The 21,774-nt window shown below is 69.6% G+C and carries 21 protein-coding genes; 16 read left to right on the forward strand and 5 right to left on the reverse strand.

Going from position 1 to position 21,774, the window contains the following annotated elements; translation table 11 throughout:
- The first annotated feature begins 4 nt into the window (after window positions 1–4).
- On the forward strand, window positions 5–961 hold the full coding sequence (locus ALIDE2_RS18370; protein WP_013722866.1) for a prenyltransferase: 957 nt from the start codon (window positions 5–7) through the stop codon (window positions 959–961).
- Between the two features lie 3 nt (window positions 962–964).
- Here ALIDE2_RS18370 and lolA read toward each other — a convergent pair whose 3' ends face one another.
- Window positions 965–1,597, reverse strand: coding sequence for an outer membrane lipoprotein periplasmic chaperone LolA (lolA, locus tag ALIDE2_RS18375; protein ID WP_013722867.1), 633 nt, complete (start codon window positions 1,595–1,597; stop codon window positions 965–967).
- Window positions 1,598–1,608: 11 nt separating this feature from the next.
- Complete coding sequence (locus tag ALIDE2_RS18380) at window positions 1,609–3,945, reverse strand: DNA translocase FtsK (protein WP_013722868.1); 2,337 nt, start codon at window positions 3,943–3,945, stop codon at window positions 1,609–1,611.
- A 144-nt stretch (window positions 3,946–4,089) separates the two neighbouring features.
- Here ALIDE2_RS18380 and trxB point away from each other — a divergent pair, with 144 nt between their 5' ends.
- From trxB to rpmG, 3 genes are all read left to right on the forward strand, one after another.
- Complete coding sequence (trxB, locus tag ALIDE2_RS18385; protein WP_013722869.1) at window positions 4,090–5,040, forward strand: thioredoxin-disulfide reductase; 951 nt, start codon at window positions 4,090–4,092, stop codon at window positions 5,038–5,040.
- 151 nt (window positions 5,041–5,191) lie between these two features.
- Window positions 5,192–5,425 carry a 50S ribosomal protein L28 gene (gene rpmB / locus ALIDE2_RS18390; RefSeq protein WP_003058229.1) on the forward strand — a complete coding sequence of 78 codons (234 nt, stop codon included), beginning with the start codon at window positions 5,192–5,194 and terminating at the stop codon, window positions 5,423–5,425.
- 20 nt (window positions 5,426–5,445) lie between these two features.
- Window positions 5,446–5,616: a 50S ribosomal protein L33 gene (gene rpmG, locus ALIDE2_RS18395; RefSeq protein ID WP_013518066.1), complete on the forward strand. Its 171-nt coding sequence runs from the start codon at window positions 5,446–5,448 to the stop codon at window positions 5,614–5,616.
- A gap of 111 nt (window positions 5,617–5,727) precedes the next feature.
- Here the strand turns inward: rpmG and ALIDE2_RS18400 are convergent, their stop codons facing one another.
- Both ALIDE2_RS18400 and purN read right to left on the reverse strand, forming a co-directional pair.
- The gene (locus ALIDE2_RS18400; RefSeq protein ID WP_013722870.1) at window positions 5,728–7,047 is read right to left on the reverse strand and encodes an RsmB/NOP family class I SAM-dependent RNA methyltransferase; all 1,320 of its coding nucleotides are present in this window, start codon (window positions 7,045–7,047) and stop codon (window positions 5,728–5,730) included.
- A gap of 115 nt (window positions 7,048–7,162) precedes the next feature.
- Window positions 7,163–7,744, reverse strand: a complete 582-nt coding sequence (gene purN / locus ALIDE2_RS18405) for a phosphoribosylglycinamide formyltransferase (protein ID WP_013518064.1) — start codon at window positions 7,742–7,744, stop codon at window positions 7,163–7,165.
- 20 nt (window positions 7,745–7,764) lie between these two features.
- Here purN and ALIDE2_RS18410 point away from each other — a divergent pair, with 20 nt between their 5' ends.
- The 3 genes from ALIDE2_RS18410 to ALIDE2_RS18420 are packed head-to-tail and all read left to right on the forward strand — an operon-like array spanning window position 7,765 to window position 10,811.
- The gene (locus ALIDE2_RS18410) at window positions 7,765–8,454 is read left to right on the forward strand and encodes a YceH family protein (RefSeq protein ID WP_013518063.1); all 690 of its coding nucleotides are present in this window, start codon (window positions 7,765–7,767) and stop codon (window positions 8,452–8,454) included.
- Between the two features lie 45 nt (window positions 8,455–8,499).
- The gene (locus ALIDE2_RS18415; RefSeq protein ID WP_013518062.1) at window positions 8,500–9,681 is read left to right on the forward strand and encodes an acyl-CoA dehydrogenase family protein; all 1,182 of its coding nucleotides are present in this window, start codon (window positions 8,500–8,502) and stop codon (window positions 9,679–9,681) included.
- A gap of 14 nt (window positions 9,682–9,695) precedes the next feature.
- Complete coding sequence (locus ALIDE2_RS18420; RefSeq protein ID WP_013722871.1) at window positions 9,696–10,811, forward strand: acyl-CoA dehydrogenase family protein; 1,116 nt, start codon at window positions 9,696–9,698, stop codon at window positions 10,809–10,811.
- Window positions 10,812–10,865: 54 nt separating this feature from the next.
- On the opposite strand, the gene ALIDE2_RS18425 is transcribed toward ALIDE2_RS18420, so the two are convergent.
- On the reverse strand, window positions 10,866–11,423 hold the full coding sequence (locus ALIDE2_RS18425; protein ID WP_013518060.1) for an HNH endonuclease: 558 nt from the start codon (window positions 11,421–11,423) through the stop codon (window positions 10,866–10,868).
- A 153-nt stretch (window positions 11,424–11,576) separates the two neighbouring features.
- Between ALIDE2_RS18425 and ALIDE2_RS18430 the strand changes: the two genes are divergently transcribed.
- From ALIDE2_RS18430 to ALIDE2_RS18470, 9 genes are all read left to right on the forward strand, one after another.
- Window positions 11,577–12,623, forward strand: a complete 1,047-nt coding sequence (locus ALIDE2_RS18430) for a bifunctional riboflavin kinase/FAD synthetase (protein ID WP_013518059.1) — start codon at window positions 11,577–11,579, stop codon at window positions 12,621–12,623.
- A gap of 90 nt (window positions 12,624–12,713) precedes the next feature.
- Window positions 12,714–15,569 (forward strand): isoleucine--tRNA ligase, encoded by a 2,856-nt coding sequence (gene ileS, locus ALIDE2_RS18435; RefSeq protein ID WP_013722872.1) that lies wholly within the window; start codon window positions 12,714–12,716, stop codon window positions 15,567–15,569.
- On the forward strand, window positions 15,569–16,066 hold the full coding sequence (gene lspA / locus ALIDE2_RS18440; protein ID WP_013518057.1) for a signal peptidase II: 498 nt from the start codon (window positions 15,569–15,571) through the stop codon (window positions 16,064–16,066). Before ileS ends, lspA begins: the two co-directional genes overlap by 1 nt.
- Window positions 16,067–16,173: 107 nt before the next feature.
- On the forward strand, window positions 16,174–17,181 hold the full coding sequence (locus ALIDE2_RS18445; RefSeq protein ID WP_174764544.1) for a LacI family DNA-binding transcriptional regulator: 1,008 nt from the start codon (window positions 16,174–16,176) through the stop codon (window positions 17,179–17,181).
- Window positions 17,182–17,220: 39 nt separating this feature from the next.
- On the forward strand, window positions 17,221–18,234 hold the full coding sequence (locus ALIDE2_RS18450; protein ID WP_013722873.1) for an ABC transporter substrate-binding protein: 1,014 nt from the start codon (window positions 17,221–17,223) through the stop codon (window positions 18,232–18,234).
- Window positions 18,231–19,040, forward strand: coding sequence for an ABC transporter permease (locus ALIDE2_RS18455; protein WP_013722874.1), 810 nt, complete (start codon window positions 18,231–18,233; stop codon window positions 19,038–19,040). Before ALIDE2_RS18450 ends, ALIDE2_RS18455 begins: the two co-directional genes overlap by 4 nt.
- Window positions 19,041–19,065: 25 nt before the next feature.
- Window positions 19,066–19,866, forward strand: coding sequence for an ABC transporter permease (locus ALIDE2_RS18460; RefSeq protein WP_013518053.1), 801 nt, complete (start codon window positions 19,066–19,068; stop codon window positions 19,864–19,866).
- On the forward strand, window positions 19,856–20,917 hold the full coding sequence (locus tag ALIDE2_RS18465; protein ID WP_013722875.1) for an ABC transporter ATP-binding protein: 1,062 nt from the start codon (window positions 19,856–19,858) through the stop codon (window positions 20,915–20,917). Before ALIDE2_RS18460 ends, ALIDE2_RS18465 begins: the two co-directional genes overlap by 11 nt.
- Entirely contained in the window at window positions 20,914–21,753 is an 840-nt protein-coding gene (locus ALIDE2_RS18470) for a phosphodiesterase (protein ID WP_013518051.1), read from the forward strand. The genes ALIDE2_RS18465 and ALIDE2_RS18470 overlap by 4 nt, the downstream gene beginning before the upstream one ends.
- Window positions 21,754–21,774: the final 21 nt, after the last annotated feature.

A 21,774-nucleotide genomic window follows, 5' to 3' on the forward strand; every position in this document is an offset into this window, starting at 1 on the left:
CGGCATGCCCCTGCCGCCCGCGCCATCCGCCCTGCCCGCTCCCCCTGCCTCGCCCAATTGGCGCACGCTGCTGCGCATGACGCGCCCGGGCTCCCTGCTGCTCACCGTGGCGGCCTGCCTGCTGGGCATGGCGTTCGCGCTGGCCTGCGGCTGCGGCTTCGACCCGCTGCGCGCCGCCGCCACGCTGACGCTGGCCGTGACGGCCCATGCCGGGGCGAACGTGCTCAACGACTACCACGACGCGCTGAGCGGCGCCGACGCCGCCAACCAGGAGGGGCTGTTCCCATTCTCCGGCGGCTCGCGCCTGATACAGCAGGGCCTGGTCAGCGAGGCGGACACCGCCCGCTGGGCCGCCGTGCTGCTGCTCCTGCTGGTGGTGCCCGCCGGGCTGCTGCTGGCGCTGCACAGCGGCGGCGGGCTGGTGCTGATCGGCATGGCGGGCCTGTTCCTGGCCTGGGCCTATTCGGCGCCGCCGCTGGCGCTGATGGCGCGCGGCCTGGGCGAGGTGGCCGTGGCGCTGGCCTGGTGGCTGGTGGTGCTGGGGGCGGACTATGTGCAGCGGCGCCAGTTCTTCGTCATTCCGGCCGCCACCGCCGCCAGTTTCGCGCTGCTGGCGGCCAACATCCTGCTGGCCAACGGCTTTCCCGATGCCGCCGCCGATGCCCGGGTGGGCAAGAAGACCCTGGTGGTGCGCCTGGGCGCGCGCCGCGCCGCCTGGGCCTACCTGCTCATCGCCCTGCTCGCCCATGGCTGGCTGGCGCTGGCGGTGTGGCTGCTGATTCCGCCCGACAGGGCGCTGTGGGGGCTGGCGTCGCTGCCGCTGTCTCTTGCCGCCGGCGCCCTGCTGCTGCGCCATGCCGGCCAGCCGCAGCGGCTGCGCCCGGCCATCGTGCTGACGATCGCCGCCGCGCTGGTGCATGCGCTGGCGATTGCCGCAGCGCTGGCGTCGATGGCCCGGTGAAGATCAGGGCCGCAGCACGTCGGCCCCGGCGGGCGGCTTGAACTGGAAGGTGCCGGCGGGCAGCGCGGGGTTGATCTGCATGCCCGAGAAGCGGATCTGCGAGCGCTGGCCGAAGCCGTCCACGATGTCCAGCGCCGCCAGCCGGTCGCCCTCGAAGCCCACGCGCACGCTCTTGAGCTGGCCCTCGCTGGCCTTGGGCGTGGCCAGCACCCACTGCAGGCCGTCCTGCTCGGGCGCGGACTGCAGCTGGTAGTCGGCGCGCAGCGCCGCCAGGTCGGGCGCGGAGGTCAGCAGCGCCGCGGGCGTGCTGCCCAGCGCCTGGGCCTGCGGGCGCTCCGTCACCTGGTTCAGGTCGGCGTCGTACAGCCACAGCGTCTTTCCGTCGGCCACGATGGTCTGCTCGAAGGGCTTCTTGTAGACGAACTTGAAGCGCCCCGGGCGCTGGAACTCGAAGCTGCCGCTCGACAGCTTGGGCCGCTGCGCCTGCCCGTCCTTCGCGGGCGCGGTCACCGTCTGCGTGAAATCGGCCCGGCCGCTGTGCGCGGCGGCCATGAATTGTTCAAGGCTTTTCAGGCCGTCAGCGCTTGCCCACTGGGCGCTTACAGCTATCAATATCGCAGCAATCGGTTTTTTCATGCACGGGCCTCCTACTCGCCCCGGGCGGGCACCAGCACCTCACGCTGGCCGCTGGCCGTGAGGCCGCTGACCAGGCCCGCCTTTTCCATGTCTTCGAGCAGCCGCGCCGAGCGGTTGTAGCCAATGCGCAGCTTGCGCTGCACGTAGGAGATGCTGGCCTTGCGGTCCTTCAGCACCACCTCCACGGCTTGGTCGTACATGGGGTCCTTCTCGCCGTCGCCCTCGCCGCCCTCCAGGCCGAAGCCGCTGTCCTCGCCGTCCACGGACCCGCCTTCGAGCACTCCTTCGATGTAGTCGGGCTCGCCTTGTTCCTTGAGGTAGCTGACGACGCGGTGCACCTCGTCGTCCGACACGAACGCGCCATGCACGCGGATGGGCAGGCCCGTGCCGCTGGCCATGTAGAGCATGTCGCCCATGCCGAGCAGCGCCTCCGCGCCCATCTGGTCGAGGATGGTGCGGCTGTCGATCTTGCTCGACACCTGGAACGCGATGCGCGTGGGAATGTTGGCCTTGATCAGGCCCGTGATCACGTCCACGCTGGGCCGCTGGGTGGCCAGGATCAGGTGGATGCCGGCGGCGCGCGCCTTCTGCGCCAGGCGCGCGATGAGTTCCTCGATCTTCTTGCCCACGACCATCATCAGGTCGGCCAGCTCGTCGATGACGACGACGATGTGCGGCAGGCGTTCGAGCGGCTCGGGCGCCTCGGGCGTGAGGCTGAACGGGTTGGGGATGGACTCCTCGCGCGCGCGCGCCTCGTCGAGCTTGGTGTTGTAGCCGGCCAGGTTGCGCACGCCGAGCTTGCTCATGAGCTTGTAGCGCCGCTCCATCTCGGCCACGCACCAGTTCAGGCCGTGGGCGGCCTGCTTCATGTCGGTGACCACGGGCGCGAGCAGGTGCGGGATGCCCTCATAGACCGACATCTCCAGCATCTTGGGGTCGATCATCAGGAGGCGCACGTCGCGCGCCTCGGCCTTGTAGAGCAGCGACAGGATCATGGCGTTGATGCCCACCGACTTGCCCGAGCCCGTGGTGCCGGCCACCAGCACGTGCGGCATCTTGGCCAGGTCGGCCACCACGGGCGCGCCCACGATGTCCTTGCCCAGGCCCATGGTCAGCAGGCTCTTGGCGTCGTGGTAGACCTGCGAGCCCAGGATCTCCGCCAGGCGTATGGTCTGGCGCTTGGCGTTGGGCAGCTCCAGCGCCATGTAGTTCTTGCCCGGGATGGTTTCGATCACGCGGATGGACACCAGCGACAGCGAGCGCGCCAGGTCCTTGGCAAGGTTCACGATCTGCGAGCCCTTGACGCCCGTGGCGGGCTCGATCTCGTAGCGCGTGATCACCGGGCCGGGGCTGGCGGCGACCACCGTCACGTCCACGCCGAAGTCCTTGAGCTTCTTCTCGATCAGGCGGCTGGTCATCTCCAGCGTCTCGGGGGAAACGGTTTCCTGGCGCGCCTGCGCCGCGTCCAGCAGGTCCACCTGCGGCAGGCGGCTGTCGGGCATCTCGCTGAACAGGGGCTTCTGGCGCTCCTTGACGACGCGCGTGCTCTGCGGCACGTCGGTGAGCACGGGCTCGATGATGTGCACGGGCTGCGGGTGCTGGACCTCGATCTCGTGGCGCTCTTCCTGCACCACCTCCTCGCGCTCGCGCGCGGCGCGCCGGCCCACGGCGACGTCCTTGGCCTTCTCGCGCTGCGCGCGGCCCGACTGCACCAGCGCATCGATGCGTGCGCCGAGGCGCTCTGCCAGGTGCCCCCAGGAGAAGCGAAACACCAGCGCCGCGCCCAGCACCACCAGCACCACGCCCGCCAGGCCCGAGCCCGTGAAGCCCAGCCATTTCACGGCCGCGGGCCCCGTCACGTAGCCCAGCATGCCGCCGGCATGGCCGGGCAGCAGGGCCTCGAAGCGGTACAGCCGCGACCACTCCAGCGCCGTGCTCGCGCACATCAGCACCACCAGGCCGCCCCAGAACATGGCGCGCCGCAGCCAGGGCCCCTGGGCCGCCGCGCCGCCCTCGCCGCCGCGCATCCAGCGCGCCAGCGACGACAGCCAGGCGCGCACGCCCGCCGCCACGCACCACCACACGGAAAAGCCCAGCACGAAGTAGCTGCCATCGGCCAGCCAGGCGCCAAGGCGCCCCACCCAGTTGGCGAGCTGCCGCCCGTCGCCCGCGCCCGAGGTGGACCAGGCCGCGTCCTGCGCGGAATAGCTCACGAGGGCCAGCAGCCAGAAGACCAGGGCCAGCAGGCCCAGCAGGAGGCCGATCTCATGGCCGAAGCGCGCCGCGGCCGAACGCGGCGCCGATCTGCCCGCCGCCGATGCGTTGAGGGTATTGAGAGAGTAGGTCATGGGATGAAGAGCCTGCAAGCTTACCCCATGGTGTGGGCGCATACGCCTACGCTGCCGCCCGCCATTCGTGCCTTCTTACAATGGCCGCGCTGACAGCCCTCCATGGCTCTTTCAACGGGCCACTACAAACATTTACCTTCTGCCATGTCCACTACGCAACACGCCAAAGTCATGATCCTCGGCTCCGGCCCGGCAGGCTACACCGCCGCCGTGTACGCCGCGCGCGCCAACCTCGACCCGGTGCTCATCACCGGCATGGCCCAGGGCGGCCAGCTCATGACCACGACCGAGGTGGACAACTGGCCCGCCGACGTGAACGGCGTGCAGGGCCCCGAGCTGATGCAGCGCTTCCAGGAGCATGCCGAGCGCTTCAAAACCCGGATCGTGTTCGACCACATCGGCAAGGTGGACCTGTCGCGCCGCCCCTTCACGCTCACGGGCGACAGCGGCGAGTACACCTGCGACGCGCTCATCATCGCCACCGGCGCCTCGGCCAAGTACCTGGGCCTGCCGTCGGAGGAGGCCTTCATGGGCCGCGGCGTGTCGGCCTGCGCGACCTGCGACGGCTTCTTCTACCGTGACCAGGACGTGTGCGTGATCGGCGGCGGCAACACCGCCGTGGAAGAGGCCCTGTACCTGGCCAACATCGCGCGCAAGGTGACGCTGGTGCACCGCCGCGACAAGTTCCGCGCCGAGCCCATCCTGGTGGACAAGCTCATGGAGCGGGTGGCCGCCGGCAAGATCGAGCTCAAGACCTTCTTCACGCTCGACGAGGTGCTGGGCGACGCCTCCGGCGTGACCGGCATCCGCATCAAGCACACCGGGGACGGGCATACCGAGGACATCGCGCTGCAAGGCTGCTTCATCGCCATCGGCCACGCGCCCAACACCGATATCTTCCAGGGCCAGCTCGCCATGGAGAACGGCTACCTCATCACCCAGGGCGGCCTCAAGGGCTTCGCCACGCAGACCAGCGTGCCCGGCGTGTTCGCCGCGGGCGACGTGCAGGACCACGTGTACCGCCAGGCCATCACCAGCGCCGGCACGGGCTGCATGGCGGCGCTCGACGCCCAGCGCTTCCTGGAACAGCAGTGATCTCCGCAGCCGCGCTATAATGCGCGGCTTTGCTGGATTTGGGCGCCCCTCGCGCCCGGTGACGGCCGGGTTACCGCCACCCGTTTGAACTGGCGAGGTGAGGCTGCAGGCCACAAGGGGCCGGCAGCCGTGCAACTATCGGAGTGTCCTCATGGCACGCGTATGTGAAGTCACGGGCAAGAAGCCCATGGTGGGAAACAACGTTTCCCACGCCAACAACAAGACCAAGCGTCGTTTCCTGCCCAACCTGCAGTACCGCCGTTTCTGGGTGGAGAGCGAGAACCGCTGGGTGCGCCTGCGTGTTTCCAGCGCCGCCCTGCGTCTGATCGACAAGAACGGCATCGACTCCGTGCTCGCAGACATGCGCGCCCGTGGCCAGGCCTGATTCACTGAAGGAGAACCACCATGGCTGCTAAAGGCGGACGCGAAAAGATCAAGCTGGTGTCGACGGCCGAAACCGGTCACTTCTACACCACCACCAAGAACAAGAAGACGATGCCCGAGAAGATGAGCATCATCAAGTTCGACCCCAAGGCTCGCAAGCACGTCGAGTACAAGGAAGCCAAGCTGAAGTAATTCGGCCCGGCCCCTCGAAGAACCGCCACGGCGCAGGCCCTGGCGGTTTTTTCATGTCCTTTTTTGATAGCTGGAAGCGCTTGCCCCGCAAGCGCTTCAGCCGTTTCTGGCCTATTTCTTCTGCCACACGGCCGCGAAGAAGCCGTCGGTCTGGTGGCGGTGCGGCCACAGGCGCAGGTAGCGCATGCCGTCATCGCCGCCACTGCACAGGCCGGCCGCCTGCTCCACCTTGAGCTGCGCCAGCAGTTCGCCCGCGGCCAGCGGCGCGAAGTCCGGGTGGGCCGCGCCGAAGGCCTCGGCGATCGCCTCGTTCTCCTCGGGCAGCATGCTGCAGGTGGCGTAGACCAGGCGCCCGCCGGATTTCACCAGGCGCGCGGCGCTTTCCAGGATGGCCGTCTGCTTGGCCGCGAGCTCCTGCACCGCCTGGGGGCCCTGGCGCCATTTCAGGTCGGGGTTGCGCCGCAGCGTGCCCAGGCCGGAGCATGGCGCGTCGACCAGCACGCGGTCGATCTTGCCGGCCAGGCGCTTGACGCGCTCGTCCCTCTCGTGCGCCAGCGCCGCCGGGTGCACATTGGACAGGCCCGAGCGCGCCAGGCGCGGCTTGAGCGCGTCGAGCCGGTGGCCCGACACGTCGAACGCGTACAGTCGCCCGGTGTTGCGCATGGCGGCGCCGATGGCGAGGGTCTTGCCGCCCGCGCCGGCGCAAAAGTCGACCACCATCTCGCCGCGCTTGGCGTCCAGCAGCAGGGCCAGCAATTGCGAGCCCTCGTCCTGCACCTCCAGCGCGCCGCGCGCGAAGGCGTCCAGCCTGCTGAGCGCGGGCTTGCCCTGCACGCGCAGGCCCCAGGGGGAATACGGCGTGGGGGCGGCCTGGACGCCGGCCTGCGCCAGCTCCTTGCGCATGTCCTCGCGCTTGGCCTGCAGGGTGTTGACGCGCAGGTCCAGCGGCGCCTGCTCCTGCAGGCTGGCCGCCAGGGCCCAGAACTCGTCGCCCAGCTGCGCCTTCAGGGGCGCTGCCAGCCACTGCGGCAGGTTGTGGCGCTGGGGTTCGAGCAGTTCGTCCTCGCGCACGCCGTCGCAGGCGTCGAGCCAGTCCTTCTCCTGCGCGGTCAGCGCGCTCTTGAGGAAGTCGCGCGGGCCGCGCCGGGCGCTCGGGTCGGCGCGGCGGGCCTGCTCGTCGAGCTGGCTGGCGAAGCCGAGGATGGCCAGGCGCCGCTCCTTGGGGCCGGAGCCCGAGCGCGCGAGCTGCTCGAACAGCGGCTTCCTGCGCAGCACGGCGTAGGCGGTCTCGGCCAGCGTGGCGCGCTCGCGGGGGCCGAGCTCGCGGTGGTCACGGAAATAGCGCGACACCACGGCGTCAGCCGGGTGCTCGAAGGTCAGGGTCAGACGCACCAGCTCGGCGCAGGCGTCCAGAAGGGCTTTGGGATGCATGGGGCGATTGTCCCATTGCCGCGGCGCGCCGGCCGCCAGGTGCGGCGGAGCCTCCGATTCGAGCGAAAAATGGCTGCAGGACTTGAATTCGCCCCTGTCCAGCAATCGCTGGAAGCTATTGCTTTTGGAGCAACCCGGCCACGGCGCGGGAGTAGATCACGTGCTCCTGCGTGAGCACGCGCGCGGCCAGGGTGTCGGCCGTGTCGCCTGCGAGCACGGGCACCACGGCCTGCTCCAGGATGGGGCCCACGTCCAGCTCGGCCGTCACCAGGTGCACGGTGCAGCCGGCGAACTTGCAGCCCGCGTCGATGGCGCGCTGGTGCGTGTGCAGCCCCGTGAAGGCCGGCAGCAGCGAGGGATGGATGTTGACCAGCCGCCCCGCGTAGCGCGCGACGAAGCCCGGCGTGAGGATGCGCATGAACCCGGCCAGCACCACGACGGCGGGGTCGTGGCGGTCGATCACCTCGGCCAGCGCGGCGTCGAAGGCCTCGCGGCTGTCGAAGGCCCTGTGGTCCAGCACCTCGGTGGCGATGCCCTGCTCGCGCGCGAACGCGAGTCCCTTGGCGTCGGCCTTGTTGCTCACCACGGCCGCCACGCGGGCGCCCAGGGTGCGCGCCCAGTCCTGCTGCTGCGCCGTGCGCACGATGGCGGCCATGTTGGAGCCGCCGCCGGAGATCAGAATCACGATGTTCTTCATTTGCCTCAATTATCCCTGCCATGCCCTTCGACCCCCGCCAACAGCCCCTCGCCCCCGTGCAGGCCCGCGTGCTCGCCACCCTGCTCGAAAAGGCGCGCACCGTGCCCGACAGCTACCCGCTCACGCTCAACGCGCTGGTGACCGGCTGCAACCAGAAGACCAGCCGCGACCCGGTGATGCAGATCGCCGACGCCGAGGCGCAGGAGGCGCTGGAAGGGCTGCGCCGCATGTCGCTGGCCGTGGAGATCAACAGCCAGCGCGCCACGCGCTGGGAGCACAACTTCCCGCGCGGCGTGGGCGTGCCCGAGCAGTCCGCCGTGCTGCTGGGCCTGCTGATGCTGCGCGGCCCGCAGACGGCGGGCGAGCTGCGCATCAACGCCGAGCGCTGGCACCGCTTCGCCGACATCTCCTCGGTCGAGGCCTTCCTCGAGGAGCTGCAGGAGCGCGGCGACGAGAAAGGCGGCCCGCTCGTGGTGCTGCTGCCGCGCGCGCCCGGCGCGCGCGAGCCGCGCTGGGCGCACCTGCTGTGCGGCCCGGTGGACGTGCAGGCCCTGCAGGCCGCAGCCGGCGCCGGCGCGCCCGCCGGCCCCGCGCTGCAGGCGCGCGTGGAGGCGCTGGAGGCCGAGGTGGCCGCGCTGCAGGCCACCGTGCGCCGCCTGTGCGCCGAACTGGGCATCGACGCGCCGCTGTCGCCACCCGGACAGGGCTAAAACGAACGACCGTGCTACAAATATCTCTTCACAGGAGACACACGCATGGATCTCGCATTCACCCCCGAAGAGCAGGCGTTCCGCGAAGAAGTGCGCGCCTGGGTGCGCGCCAACCTGCCCGCGCACATCGCCCACAAGGTCCACAACGCCCTGCGCCTGACGCGCGAGGACATGCAGGGCTGGGCCAGGATCCTCGGCAAGAAGGGCTGGCTGGCCTTCGGCTGGCCCAAGCAGTTCGGCGGCCCGGGCTGGACCGCCGTGCAGAAGCACCTGTTCGAGGAGGAATGCGCCATGGCCGGCGCGCCGCGCATCATCCCCTTCGGGCCGGTGATGGTCGCGCCCGTCATCATGGCCTACGGCACGCCCGAGCAGCAAAAGCGCTTCCTGCCCGGCATCGCCAGCGGCGACGTCTGGTGGAGCCAGGGCTACAGCGAGCCCGGCTCGGGCTCGGACCTGGCCAGCCTCAAGACCCGCGCCGAGCGCAAGGGCGACAAGTACATCGTCAACGGCCAGAAGACCTGGACCACGCTGGGCCAGTACGGCGACTGGATGTTCAACCTCGTGCGCACGAGCAGCGAGGGCAAGCCGCAGACCGGCATCAGCTTCCTGCTGATCGACATGAAAAGCCCCGGCGTGACGGTGCGCCCGATCAGGCTGCTCGACGGCGAATGCGAGGTCAACGAGGTGTTCTTCGACAACGTCGAGGTGCCCGCCGACCAGCTCATCGGCGAGGAGAACAAGGGCTGGACCTACGCCAAGCTCCTGCTCTCGCACGAGCGCACCAACATCGCCGACGTGAACCGCAGCAAGCGCGAACTCGAGCGCCTCAAGCGCATCGCCAAGGCCGAGGGCCTGTGGGACGACCAGCGCTTTCGCGACCAGATCGCGCTGCTCGAAGTGGACATCGTCGCGCTGGAGATGCTCGTGCTGCGCGTGCTCTCGGCCGAGAAGAGCGGCAAGAACCCACTGGACATCGCCGGCCTGCTGAAGATCAAGGGCAGCGAGATCCAGCAGCGCTACGCCGAGCTGATGATGCTGGCCTCCGGCCCCTTCGCCCTGCCCCTGATCCAGGAAGCCATGGACGCCGGCTGGCAGGGCGACTTCCCCGGCGGCGCGCCAGCCAACGCCCCGCTCGCATCGACGTACTTCAACCTGCGCAAGACCACCATCTACGGCGGCTCCAACGAAGTGCAGCGCAACATCGTGGCTCAAACCGTGCTGGGCTGAGAGGAGACAAGACCATGGACTTCGATTTTTCCGACGACCAGCAATCCCTGCGCGACGCCGTGCGCAAGTGGGTGGACAAGGGCTACGCCTTCGAGCGCCGTCGCGCCATCGTGGCCGCGGGCGGCTTCGACCGCGCGGCCTGGGGCGAACTGGCCGAACTGGGCCTGACGGCCCTGACCGTGCCCGAAGCCTACGGCGGCCTGGACCAGGGCCCCATCGACGCCATGGTGGCCATGGAGGAACTGGGCCGCGGCATCGTTCTGGAGCCGCTGGCGCAGGCCTTCATCGCGGCCGGCGTGCTCTCGCAGCACGCCCCTGAGGCCGTGCAGGCCGCCTGGCTGCCGCGCATCGCCGGCGGAGAGGCGCTCGTCGTGCTCGCGCACCAGGAACGCAAGGCGCGCTACCGCCTCGACGTCTGCGAGGCAGGAGCGGGAAAAACACCCACAGGGCATGCGCTTACAGCTACCAAAAGCATAGTCCCCACAGGCGACCAGGCCGACGCCTTCCTCGTGCCCGCCAAGCTGGACGGCCGGATCGCGCTGTTCCTCGTGGAGCGCAATGCCGGCGGCGTCGCCACGCGCGGCTACGGCACCCAGGACGGCAGCCGCGCCGCCGAGGTGCGGCTGGCCCCTGCCCCGGCCACGCTCGTCGCCGCGGACGGCCTGGCCGCGCTGGAGCTGGCCGTGGACATCGGCATCGCCGCCGCATGCGCCTACGCCGTGGGCGTCATGGAGCAGACCTGCGCCGTGACCTTCGACTACCTGAACCAGCGCAGGCAGTTCGGCGTGCCCATCGCCAGCTTCCAGGCCCTGCGCCACCGCGCGGCCGACATGAAGATGCAGCTCGAACTCGCGCGCTCGATGAGCTACTACGCCAGCCTCAAGCTCGGCGCGCCGCGGGACGAGCGCCGCCGCGCGCTCTCGCGCGCCAAGGTGCAGCTCGGCCAGTCCATGCGCTTCGTCGGCCAGCAGGCCGTGCAGCTGCACGGCGGCATCGGCGTGACCGACGAGTACATCGTGAGCCACTACTTCAAGACGCTCACGCAGCTGGAGATGACCTGGGGCGACACGCTGCACCACCTGGGCGAGGTGTCGGCGCGCATGCAGGACACGGCGGGCGTGTTCGCCTGAGGCGCCCCCGGCTCCATGCAGAAAACCGCGCCCAGCGCGGTTTTTTACTTGTAATCAGCTGAGCAGCCGCGACGACTTGGGCACATGCGCCATCAGGAACTCCATCTGGTCGGCCAGGATGCGCCGGTTGCGCAGGATGAAGTCTTCCCACAGGCTGGGCACGTAGGGCGCGTACAGCAGGGGCATGCGGGCCTGCTCGGGTGTGCGCGGCCCCTTGCGGTGGTTGCAGGAGCGGCAGGCGGTGACCACGTTCATCCAGTGGTCCGCGCCCTGGCTGGCATAGGGCACGATGTGCTCACGCGTGAGCTCGTGCTCCGGGAAATGCCCGCCGCAGTAGGCGCAGATGTTGCGGTCGCGCACGAACAGCTTGGCGTTGGTGAGGCTGGGGCGCAGGTCGAAGGGGTTGATGTGGGGCACGCCGCGCGTGCCTATGATGCTGCTCACCGCGATCTGCGACTGCTCGCCCGTGATGGCGTTGTGCCCGCCGCGAAACAGCGCGACCTGCGCGCCGATCTCCCAGCGCACCTCGCCCGCGGCGTAATGCGTAACCGCCTGCTCCAGCGATATCCACGATTGCGGCAGCCCTTGGGCCGACAGCTTCAAGACCTTCACCACACGCCTCCTGCCTCGATGCACAAGAATCATGTCTCGCCAGCCACCCCGCACCTGGGGCCGCCGGTAGCGCACAATATACTCTTTTCGACGAAATTTGCGCTAAGCGCTTGATGGACTTGCGCCAATCGCTATCAAAAGAAAAGCAATTCGATGAAGATATTCCGCGGCTTCCATCATCCCCAGGTGGCGCCGGCCTGCGCCCTCACCATAGGCAACTTCGACGGCGTGCACCGGGGCCACCAGGCCATGCTGGCGCTGCTGAACAACGAGGCCGAGCACCGCGGCGTGCAAAGCTGCGTGCTGACCTTCGAGCCGCATCCGCGCGACTACTTCGCGGGCCTGCACAGGCGGCCCGAGCTCGCCCCCGCGCGCATAGGCACGCTGCGCGACAAGCTGTCCGAACTTGCGCGCTGCGGCGTGCAGCAGACCGTCGTGCTGCCGTTCAACGAGCGGCTGGCGTGCCAGTCGCCCCAGGCCTTCATCGAGGACGTGGTGGTGCGGGGCCTGGGCGCGCGCTACCTGCTGGTGGGGGACGACTTCCGCTTCGGCAGCCAGCGCGCGGGCGACTACGCCATGCTGGACGCCGCCGGCCCCGCGCACGGCTTCGAGGTGGCGCGCATGAACAGCTACGAGGTACACGGCCTGCGCGTGTCCAGCACCGCCGTGCGCGAGGCCCTGGCCGCCGGCGACATGCAGGAGGCCGCGCGCCTGCTGGGGCGGCCCTACGCCATCTCCGGCCACGTGGTGCACGGCCGCAAGCTCGGGCGCCAGCTCGGCCGCTCGGCCGCCAGCGGCGCGCACCAGGACGGCTTTCGCACGCTCAACCTGCGCTTCGCGCACTGGAAGCCGGCCGCCAGCGGCATCTTCGCCGTGCTGGTGCACGGCCTGCACGACCAGCCCCTGCCCGGCGTGGCCAACCTGGGCGTGCGCCCCTCGCTGGACCCGCGCGACGTGAACGGCGGGCGCGTGCTGCTGGAGACGCACTGCCTGGATTGGCCCGCCCACCTGGGCGCCGAGGGGGCCTACGGTAAAATCATCCGCGTGGAACTCCTGCACAAACTGCACGACGAGCTGAAGTACGACAGCCTCGCCGCCCTCACGGCCGGCATCGCCAAGGACTGCGAGGATGCTCGCGCGTACTTTGCGTCCACGCAGCACGCCGAGACCCGTCGCCAGACCACCCGCGACCGAATTTGACGGGGCCGCCTTCGCCCCTGTCCCGCCGTTGCACTTCGCTCCCATTCCAGGCAGCGCGCCTGGAATGCCCCTGACCTGAAGGTTTCCCCCATGTCCGAATCCGCACCCAAGAATGCCCCGGCCAGCGCTTACCGCACCACGCTGAACATACCCGACACGCCGTTTCCCATGCGCGGCGACCTGCCCAAGCGCGAGCCGCTCTGGGTCAAGGAGTGGGACGAGCAAGGCACGTACAAGAAGCTGCGCGACGCGCGGCGCGGCGCGCCGAAGTTCATCCTGCACGACGGCCCGCCGTACGCCAACGGCCAGATCCACATCGGCCACGCGGTGAACAAGATCCTCAAGGACATGATCGTCAAGGCGCGCCAGCTCGAAGGCTTCGACGCGCTCTACACCCCGGGCTGGGACTGCCACGGCCTGCCGATCGAGAACGCCATCGAGAAGCTGCACGGGCGCAACCTGCCGCGCGACGAGATGCAGGCGCGCGGCCGCGCCTTCGCCACCGAGCAGATCGCACAGCAGATGGTGGACTTCAAGCGCCTGGGCGTGCTCGGCGAATGGGACAACCCCTACAAGACCATGAACTACGCCAGCGAGGCCGGCGAGTTGCGCGCCCTCAAGAAGGTCATGGAGCGCGGCTTCGTGTACCGCGGCCTCAAGCCCGTGTACTGGTGCTTCGACTGCGGCTCGTCGCTGGCCGAGTTCGAGATCGAGTACCAGGACAAGCAGAGCCAGACGCTGGACGTGATGTTCCCGGCCGCCGATCCCGAAAAGCTCGCCGCCGCCTTCGGCCTGCCCGCCCTGTCCAAGCCCGCGTTCGCCGTCATCTGGACCACCACGGCCTGGACCATCCCCGCCAACCAGGCGCTCAACGTCAACCCCGAGCTGGAATACAGCCTGGTGGATACCGAGCGCGGCCTGCTCGTCGTGGCCAGCGCCCTGGTGGAGAAATGCCTGGAGCGCTGGGGCATCGCGGGCCGGGCCGTCGCCACGGCCAAGGGCGAGAAACTTGACCACATCAACTTCAGGCATCCCCTGGCGCACGTGGACAAGGGCTACGACCGCCTCTCGCCCGTCTACTTGGCCGACTACGCCACCGCCGAGGACGGCACGGGCATCGTGCACAGCTCGCCCGCCTACGGCGTGGACGACTTCCAGTCCTGCGTGGCCAACGGCCTGAAATACGAGGACATCCTGAACCCCGTGCAGGGCAACGGCCAGTACGCGCAGGACTTCCCGCTGTTCGGCGGCCAGCCCATCTGGAAGGCCGTGCCCGTGATCATCGACGCGCTCAAGGTGGCCGGGCGCCTCATGGGCACGTCCGGCATCACGCACAGCTACCCGCATTGCTGGCGCCACAAGTCGCCCGTGATCTACCGCGCCGCGGCGCAGTGGTTCGTGCGCATGGACGAGGGCGAGGGCGTGTTCACCGACCCGGCCCAGAAGCCCGCGAAGACCCTGCGCCAGATCGCGCTGGAGGCCATCGAGCACACGCGCTTCTACCCCGAGAACGGGAAGGCCCGCCTGCGCGACATGATCGCCGGGCGGCCCGACTGGTGCATCTCGCGCCAGCGCAGTTGGGGCGTGCCCATCCCGTTCTTCCTGCACCAGGACTCGGGCGAGCTGCACCCGCGCACCATGGAGATTATCGACCAGGCGGCCGACATCGTGGAGAGGGGCGGCATCGAGGCCTGGAGCCGCGTGACGGCCGAGGAGATCCTGGGCGCCGAGGACGCGAAGCACTACACCAAGAGCACCGACATCCTGGAGGTGTGGTTCGACTCCGGCTCCACCTTCTGGCACGTGATGCGCGGCACGCACGCCGGCATGCACCACGACGAGGGCCCCGAGGCCGACCTGTACCTGGAGGGCCACGACCAGCACCGCGGCTGGTTCCACAGCTCGCTGCTGCTGGCCAGCGCCATCTTCGGCCGCGCGCCCTACCGCGGGCTGCTCACGCACGGCTTCACCGTGGACGGCCAGGGCAAGAAGATGAGCAAGTCGCTGGGCAACACCGTCTCGCCGCAGCAGGTCAGCGGCAAGCTCGGCGCCGAAATCATCCGCCTGTGGTGCGCGGCCACCGACTATTCGGGCGACCTGGCGATCGACGACAAGATCCTCGCGCGCGTGGTGGACGCCTACCGCCGCATCCGCAACACGCTGCGCTTCCTGCTGGCCAACGTGAGCGACTTCGACCCGGCCACGGACGCCGTGCCGTTCGGCGAAATGCTGGAGATCGACCGCTACGCCCTCACGCGTGCGGCCGAGCTGCAGCAGGACATCCTGGCGCACTACAAGGTCTACGAATTCCACCCCGTGGTCGCCAGGCTGCAGCTGTACTGCTCGGAAGACCTGGGGGGCTTCTACCTCGACGTGCTCAAGGACCGCCTCTACACCACGGCGGCCAAGAGCCCGGCGCGGCGCAGCGCGCAGACGGCGCTCTACCAGATCACGCACGCCATGCTGCGCTGGATGGCGCCCTTCCTGTCCTTCACGGCCGAGGAGGCCTGGAAGATCTTCGGCCAGTCCGAGTCCATCTACCTGGAGACCTACCAGACCATTCCCGCCGCCGACGAAGCCCTGCTGGCCAAGTGGGAGCGCCTGCGCCAGATCCGCGACGCGGTGAACAAGGAGATCGAGAACGTGCGCGCCGCCGGCACCGTGGGCTCGTCGCTGCAGGCTGCCGTCACGCTCGCCGCCGCGCCCGAGGACCATGAGCTGCTGGCCAGCCTGGGCGACGACCTGAAGTTCGTGTTTATTGTCTCCACTATTACATTGGTAGCTGGAAGCGCCCTCCAGATAAGCGTTACGGCCAGTTCCAACGAGAAATGCGAACGCTGCTGGCACTACCGCGCGGACGTGGGCGCGGACACCGCCCACCCCACGCTGTGCGGCCGCTGCACGAGCAACCTCTACGGCGCGGGCGAGCCCCGGGCGCACGCCTGATGGCGCGCGGCAACGGCAACGGGCGCGCCAGCCTGTGGCCCTGGCTGGCCTGGGCGGTGCTGCTCGTCATCGCCGACCAGTTCACCAAGACGCTGATCCTGGGCTACTACCGCCTGGGCGACGCGACCTACGTGACCAGCTTCTTCAACATCGTGCGCGCGCACAACACCGGGGCGGCCTTCTCCTTCCTGGCCGATGCGGGCGGCTGGCAGCGCTGGCTGTTCACTGGCATCGCCGTGGCAACGGCCGCGTTCATCCTGTGGCAGCTGCGGGCCCACCCGGGGCAAAAGCTGTTCTGCTTCGCGCTGTCGAGCATCCTGGGCGGCGCCATCGGCAATGTGGTGGACCGCCTGCAGCACGGCTACGTGGTGGACTTCCTGGATTTCCACCTGCGCGGCTGGCACTTCCCGGCCTTCAACGTCGCCGACGCGGCGATCACCGTGGGCGCAGCCTGCCTGATCCTCGACGAGTTGCTGCGCGTGCGGCGCGAGCGCTGACCTCCAATCCCCAGGGTTAACCCGGTCGGACCGCGTGTCATCGCGGCGTCATACTCGCGTGGTGCAATGAAATCGATTTCATCACCACGCCAATGCCCAAGGAACCCCTGAACATCCACAACGTCGCCACGCGCGCCGGCGTCTCGGCCGCGACCGTGTCCCGGGCGTTCAACTTTCCCGACAAGGTGGCGCCCGCCACGCGTGACCTGGTGGAGCGCGCAGCGCGCGAGCTCGGCTATCAGCCCAACGCCAGCGCCCGCACGCTGCGCACCCAGCGCAGCCGCGTGCTGGGTGTGGTGCTGCCCACCCTGCTCAACCCGGTCTTTGCCGAGTGCCTGCAGGGCATTTCCCAGGCGGCGGCGGCGAGCGGCTACGCCATCGTGCCCGTCATGACGAGCTACGAGGAAACGCAGGAGCAGCAGGCCGTCGCGCAGCTGCTGGCCGCCAACGTGGACGGCATGATCCTGGTCGTCTCCAGCCCGTCGGACTCGCGGGCGCTGGAGCGCCTGCGCGGCGCGGGCCTGCCGTACGTGCTGGCCTACAACGCCCACCCCGGCCATCCCTGCATTTCGGTGGACGGCGAGGCCGCATCGGCCGAGGCCGTGGCGCGGCTGGCGGCGCTGGGCCACCGGCGCATCGCCATGGTCAGCGGCACGCTGGCGGCCTCTGACCGTGCGCAGCAGCGCTACCGCGGCTACCTGCGCGGCATGGCCGCGGCGGGGCTGCAGGCGCCCCCCCTGGTGGAGGTGCCCTTCGTCGCCACCGCCGTCGAGGCGCTGTCGCGCTACCTGCAGACGCCCACGCGGCCCACCGCCCTGTTCTGCTCCAACGACCTGCTGGCCATCCGCAGCATGCGCGCCGCGCGCCTGACGGGGCTGTCCGTTCCGCAGGACCTGGCCGTCATGGGCTTCGACGGCATCGCCATCGGCCAGGACCTCACCCCGGCCCTGAGCACCATCGCCCAGCCCAACCACGACATCGGCCGCCATGGCGTGGAACTGCTCGTGCAGTCCATCGCCCGCGGCAGCCCGCCCGGCGCCGGCGACAGCCTGTGCCTGCCTTACCGCTTCTGCGGCGGCGAGTCCTGCGCCGCCGCCGCGGGCCCCGCGGCTTGAAATCCCATCCACCCTCTGTCCAACCCAAGGAGAAACCCCATGACCTCGACCCTGCAACGCTTCGCCCGCATCGGCGTGCTGGCAGCCGCCGGCCTGGCAGCCACCGGCGCCTGGGCGCAGACCGCCATCTGCTACAACTGCCCCACGGAATGGGCGGACTGGGGCACGCAGCTGCGCGCCATCAAGACCAGAACCGGCATCACGGTGCCGGCCGACAACAAGAACTCGGGCCAGGCGCTGGCGCAGCTGGTGGCCGAGAAAGGCAGTCCGGTGGCCGACGTGACCTACCTGGGCGTCACCTTCGCCATCCAGGCGCAGAAGGACGGCGTGGTCGCCCCCTACCAGCCCGCGGGCTGGAAGGACATTCCCGACGGAATGAAGGACCCGGCCGGCAACTGGTTCAGCATCCACTCGGGCACGCTGGGCTTCATGGTCAACGTGGACGCGCTCAAGGGCAAGCCGGTGCCGAAGTCCTGGGCCGACCTGCTCAAGCCCGACTACAAGGGGCTGATCGGCTATCTCGACCCGGCCTCGGCCTTCGTCGGCTACGTGGGCGCGGTCGCAGTGAACGAGGCGCGCGGCGGCACGCTCGCCAACTTCGCGCCGGCCATCGACTACTTCAAGGCGCTGCAGAAGAACGAGCCCATCGTTCCCAAGCAGACCTCGTATGCGCGCGTGCTGTCGGGCGAGATCGCCATCCTGCTGGACTACGACTTCAACGCCTACCGCGCCAAGTACAAGGACCGCGCCAACGTGCAGTTCGTCATTCCCGCCGAAGGCACGGTGGTCGTGCCCTACGTGATGAGCCTGGTGAACAAAGCGCCCCATCCGGCCGAGGCCAGGAAGGTGCTGGACTTCGTGCTCTCCGACGAGGGCCAGGCCATCTGGGCCAAGGCCTATCTGCGCCCGGTGCGCGCCGGCGCCATGCCCAAGGAGGTGCAGGCCCAGTTCCTGCCGGCCTCGGAATACGCCCGCGCCAAGACCGTGGACTACGCCGGCATGGCCGCCGCGCAGCGCGACTTCTCCGACCGCTACCTGAAGGAAGTGCGTTGAGCCCGCGCCAGCGCCTGCTGCTCGCCGGCTGCGCGGCTCCGGCGAGCGCGTTCTTCCTGGCCTTCTGGCTGCTGCCGGTGCTGCGCCTGCTGGCGCTGCCGGCCGAGAAGGGCTGGGGCACCTATTTCGTGGTGCTGACCGACGGCCGCTACATGGAGAGCATGCTCAACACGGTGCTGCTGTCGGTGGCCGTGACGCTGGCCACCCTCGTGATCGGCGCCACGGTGGGCATCTACCTGGCGCGGCGCAGCTTCTTCGGCAAGCGCTTGCTGCTGGCGCTGCTGACGCTGCCGCTGTCGTTCCCCGGCGTGATCATCGGCTTCTTCGTGATCCTGCTGGGCGGGCGCCAGGGGCTGGTGGCGGACCTGTCCAGCCAGCTCTTCGGCGAGCGCATCACCTTCGCCTACGGGCTGCTGGGCCTGTTCCTGGCCTACCTGTACTTCTCGCTGCCGCGCGCCATCGCCACCTATGCGGCCGCGGCCGAGGCCATGGACCTGCAGCTCGAGGAGGCGGCGCGCTCGCTGGGCGCCTCGCGCCTGCGCATCGTGCGCGACGTGTGGCTGCCCGAGCTCGCGCCCACCACCGTGGCCTGCGGCGCCATCCTGTTCGCCACGTCGATGGGCGCGTTCGGCACCGCCTTCACGCTGGCGAGCAAGTTCGAGGTGGTACCGATCACCATCTACAACGAGTTCACCAACTACGCCAATTTCGCGCTGGCCGCATCGCTGTCCATCGCCCTGGGGCTCGTCACCTGGCTGGCGCTGTTCCTGACGCGCCAGTTCGGCAGCAGCCAGGCCATGCGCTGAAAGCCGCACGAAAGGACCCCATCGCATGCGACAACCAACGCACAACCGCGCGCCGTTCCTGTTCGCGGTCACCGCGCTCACCAGCCTGTTCATGATCGCGCCCATGCTGCTGTCGGTACTGGCCGGGCTGGTGAACAACTACAGCGTGGGCATCAAGAGCGGCTTCACGCTACGCTGGCTGCAGGAGGTGTGGGACGTCTACGGCGGCACCGTCGGCTGGTCGCTGGGCATCGCCGCGGCCAGCGTGGCGGCCACGGCCGCCATCGGCGTGCCCTGCGCCTACGCGCTGGCGCGCAGCCGCTCGCGCCTGGCACGCGCCTTCGAGGAGCTGCTGACCCTGCCCGTGGCCGTGCCGGGCCTGGCGACGGCACTGGCGCTGATCCTGGCCTACGGCCAGATCGCGGCCTTCCGCCAGAGCTTTGCCTTCATCCTCGTGGGCCACATCGTCTTCACCCTGCCCTTCATGGTGCGCACCGTGGCCTCGGCCTTCCAGCGCAACGACCTGGTGGCGCTGGAAGAGGCCGCGCGCACGCTGGGCGCGAGCTTTCCCCAGCGCTTTCTCGGCGTGCTGGTGCCGGCCGTGTTCCCGGCCATCGTGGCGGGCGGCCTGATGGTGTTCACGCTCTCGGTCGGCGAGTTCAACCTGACCTGGATGCTGCACACGCCGCTCACCCGCACCCTGCCCGTGGGCCTGGCCGACAGCTATGCGTCCATGCGCATCGAGATCGGCTCGGCCTACACGCTGGTGTTCTTCATCGTCATTCTCCCGGTGCTGTGGGCCTTGCAGGCCCTGGCCCAGCTCATGCAAAAACGCTATGGAACTTGAACGCATCCCGGTCGAGATCGACCACTGCTCCAAAACCTACGCCGACGGCACGCGCGGCCTGCAGCCCACCAGCCTGCACGTCGAGCCCGGCGAGGTGCTCGCACTGCTGGGGCCCTCGGGCTGCGGCAAGACCACGCTGCTGCGCCTGATCGCCGGGCTGGAGACGCTGGACCCGGGCGGGCGCATCCTGTTCGGCGAGCAGGACGTGACCCACCGCCCCGTGGAGCAGCGCGGCGTGGGCATGGTGTTCCAGAGCTACGCACTGTTTCCGCAGATGAGCGTGGCCGCCAACATCGGCTACGGCCTGCGCATCCGCGGCGTATCGGCCGCCGAGGAGCGCCGCGCCGTGGGCGAGCTGGTCGAGCTCACGCGCCTCACCGGCCTCGAAGCCAAGCGCCCCGGCGAGCTCTCGGGCGGCCAGCGCCAGCGCGTGGCGCTGGCGCGCGCCGTGGCCGTGCGCCCGCGCGTTCTGCTGCTCGACGAGCCGCTCGCGGCCCTGGACGCCAAGCTCAAGGAGCAGTTGCGCGAGGAGCTGGCCGAGCTGCTGCGGCGGCTGCACATCACCGCCATCCACGTCACGCACGACCAGCAGGAATCCATGGCCATCGCCGACCGCCTGGCCGTGATGCGCGCCGGCAGCATCGTGCAGGTGGGCCACGGCGAGGACCTGTACCGCGCGCCCGCCCACCCCTTCGTGGCCGAGTTCCTCGGCCGGGTGAACCGCATCGAGCGCTCGCCCGAGTCGCTCGCACGCGGCGTGCTGACGATCGGCGGCGCGACGCTGACCTGCCCGCCGGCGCTCGACCAGAGCGCTCTGCTGGTGCGCCCGGAAGACATACAGATAGGCCCGCGCCAGGACGGCTGGGGCGTGGCGCGGGTCGAGCAGCGCAGCTTCCTCGGCGACCGGGTGCAGCTGCGCCTGAGCGCGGCCGGCGTGCCCGGCACGCTGCTGGCCGACGCGGCACGCGACACGCCCTACCGCAGCGGCGACGAGGTGGGCATCCGCATCGACCCGCAACGCCTGATGAGTACCGCAGAGGCCAGCGCATGAACTCCACCCCCTACACCTTCCTGGTCCAGATCACAGACCTGCACATCCGCGAGCCCGGCCGCCTGGCCTACGGCCGCATCGACACCGCGCCCTACCTGCGGCGCACGGTGGACAGCGTGCTGGCCCTGCGCCAGAAGCCCGACGCGGTCGTCATCACCGGCGACCTGTCGGACTTCGGCCGCGAGGCCGAATACGCGCACCTGGCCGGGCTGCTGGCGCCGCTCGGCGATCTGCCCGTGTACCTGCTGCCCGGCAACCACGACGAGCGCGCGCAGCTGCGCCGCAGCTTCGCTCGGCACGCCTACCTGCAGGGCGGCGGCGAATTCGTGCAGTACAGCGTCCGCGTCGGTCCGCTGCGACTGATCGCGCTCGACACGGTGGAGCCCGGCCAGAGCCACGGCACGCTGTGCGCCCAGCGCCTGGCGTGGCTGGAGCGCGAGCTCGCCGCCTGCCGGGACGAGCCCGTGGTCATCGCCATGCACCACCCGCCGTTTCGCACGCTCATCGGCCACATGGACAGGATCGGCCTGCTCGAAGGCGCCGCGCAGTTCGAGGCCATCGTGGCGCGCCACGCCAACGTGGAGCGCATCATCTGCGGGCACCTGCACCGCGCCATCGACGTGCGCTTCGGCGGCACCATCGCCTCCACCTGCCCCGCGCCGGGGCACCAGGTGGCGCTGGACCTGCAGCCCGACGCGCCCTCGGCCTGGATGCTGGAGCCGCCTGCCTTTCGCGTCCATGCCTGGGACGGGCAGCGGCTGGTATCGCACCTTGCGGCTGCGGGAATCTTCGAAGGCCCCTATCCTTTCCATGAAAATGGCATGCTCATAGACTGATAGCACTGCACCACCGTCCTC

This window comes from Alicycliphilus denitrificans K601 (assembly GCF_000204645.1).
GTDB lineage: Bacteria > Pseudomonadota > Gammaproteobacteria > Burkholderiales > Burkholderiaceae_C > Alicycliphilus > Alicycliphilus denitrificans.

Excerpts from the sequence above, each read along its gene's own strand:
- ALIDE2_RS18370 (WP_013722866.1), top strand. The coding sequence starts at position 5 with ATGCCCCTGCCGCCCGCGCCATCCGCCCTGCCCGCTCCCCCTGCCTCG.
- lolA (WP_013722867.1), bottom strand. The coding sequence starts at position 1,597 with ATGAAAAAACCGATTGCTGCGATATTGATAGCTGTAAGCGCCCAGTGG.
- ALIDE2_RS18380 (WP_013722868.1), bottom strand. The coding sequence starts at position 3,945 with ATGACCTACTCTCTCAATACCCTCAACGCATCGGCGGCGGGCAGATCG.
- trxB (WP_013722869.1), top strand. The coding sequence starts at position 4,090 with ATGTCCACTACGCAACACGCCAAAGTCATGATCCTCGGCTCCGGCCCG.
- rpmB (WP_003058229.1), top strand. The coding sequence starts at position 5,192 with ATGGCACGCGTATGTGAAGTCACGGGCAAGAAGCCCATGGTGGGAAAC.
- rpmG (WP_013518066.1), top strand. The coding sequence starts at position 5,446 with ATGGCTGCTAAAGGCGGACGCGAAAAGATCAAGCTGGTGTCGACGGCC.
- ALIDE2_RS18400 (WP_013722870.1), bottom strand. The coding sequence starts at position 7,047 with ATGCATCCCAAAGCCCTTCTGGACGCCTGCGCCGAGCTGGTGCGTCTG.
- purN (WP_013518064.1), bottom strand. The coding sequence starts at position 7,744 with ATGAAGAACATCGTGATTCTGATCTCCGGCGGCGGCTCCAACATGGCC.
- ALIDE2_RS18410 (WP_013518063.1), top strand. The coding sequence starts at position 7,765 with ATGCCCTTCGACCCCCGCCAACAGCCCCTCGCCCCCGTGCAGGCCCGC.
- ALIDE2_RS18415 (WP_013518062.1), top strand. The coding sequence starts at position 8,500 with ATGGATCTCGCATTCACCCCCGAAGAGCAGGCGTTCCGCGAAGAAGTG.
- ALIDE2_RS18420 (WP_013722871.1), top strand. The coding sequence starts at position 9,696 with ATGGACTTCGATTTTTCCGACGACCAGCAATCCCTGCGCGACGCCGTG.
- ALIDE2_RS18430 (WP_013518059.1), top strand. The coding sequence starts at position 11,577 with ATGAAGATATTCCGCGGCTTCCATCATCCCCAGGTGGCGCCGGCCTGC.
- ileS (WP_013722872.1), top strand. The coding sequence starts at position 12,714 with ATGTCCGAATCCGCACCCAAGAATGCCCCGGCCAGCGCTTACCGCACC.
- lspA (WP_013518057.1), top strand. The coding sequence starts at position 15,569 with ATGGCGCGCGGCAACGGCAACGGGCGCGCCAGCCTGTGGCCCTGGCTG.
- ALIDE2_RS18450 (WP_013722873.1), top strand. The coding sequence starts at position 17,221 with ATGACCTCGACCCTGCAACGCTTCGCCCGCATCGGCGTGCTGGCAGCC.
- ALIDE2_RS18460 (WP_013518053.1), top strand. The coding sequence starts at position 19,066 with ATGCGACAACCAACGCACAACCGCGCGCCGTTCCTGTTCGCGGTCACC.
- ALIDE2_RS18465 (WP_013722875.1), top strand. The coding sequence starts at position 19,856 with ATGGAACTTGAACGCATCCCGGTCGAGATCGACCACTGCTCCAAAACC.
- ALIDE2_RS18470 (WP_013518051.1), top strand. The coding sequence starts at position 20,914 with ATGAACTCCACCCCCTACACCTTCCTGGTCCAGATCACAGACCTGCAC.